General features: G+C 40.3%; 1 protein-coding gene. It reads right to left on the reverse strand.

The genetic code is table 11. The features are described from left to right. The coding region (locus tag ACYVRA_RS07740) for a ribose-phosphate pyrophosphokinase-like domain-containing protein (protein ID WP_461252161.1) at nt 1-611 on the reverse strand (611 nt) is incomplete at its 3' end. Nucleotides 612-765: the final 154 nt, after the last annotated feature.

The raw sequence follows: 765 nt of genomic DNA on the forward strand, positions 1-765 counted from the left end.
TTTTCTCCGCCCGCGTCTACTGAACAAAAAGCCCAATTGCTTCTTACTTCATTTTCAAGATTATCAAGCGTTTTAATGTAGGTATCGCAAAGATATTTTTTTACCAGAGTTAAGGCGGGTATGTCGTCAATGGCGCAGACGGACGGATCCAGCATGGTTTTTGACTTGTCGGAATGAAGCTGAAAAGTGATAATGTGCCTCGCGCCAAGGCTGGAAAGCGTCTTAAAATGAACCCATAAACCTACGGAACTTCTATGCGTGGTACGGTCTGAGCGCGAACAGGAAATAAACGGTTCAAAAACGATAACCCTGTTAGCCTGACAGCGTACTAGGGCGTCTAGCGCGTGGTATAATTCTATTTTTGATTCTCCCACATTAATACCGGCTTCATTTCGCGCACTTGATGAAAAGAGAATAACATCCCTGCCGCGAATCGAATAATTGACTTTAACTTCAATTTCGCCATTGGCGAAATTATCGGTATCAAGCAAATCAAGGCCGTTAATCTGATCCGTCATTTTGGAGAAACTCAAATATTTTGATAAATACCCGATTACTTGGGAAGCGTAATTTCGCGTGGAACGCGTGGCGCAGACTATGAACGGATTCATGATTCATTATCATATATTTTAAAGTTTAATTCAATGAATAATTAAAAAAAAATACTTGACAACCATGTCGTTGTCTATAGACATTATTTTAAAAAATAAGCTAAAATATTTCATGTTTCGGTAAAGCGCCACGAATCCGCGCGCCATATATCGG

It is taken from the genome of Treponema sp. R8-4-B8, from assembly GCF_054786175.1.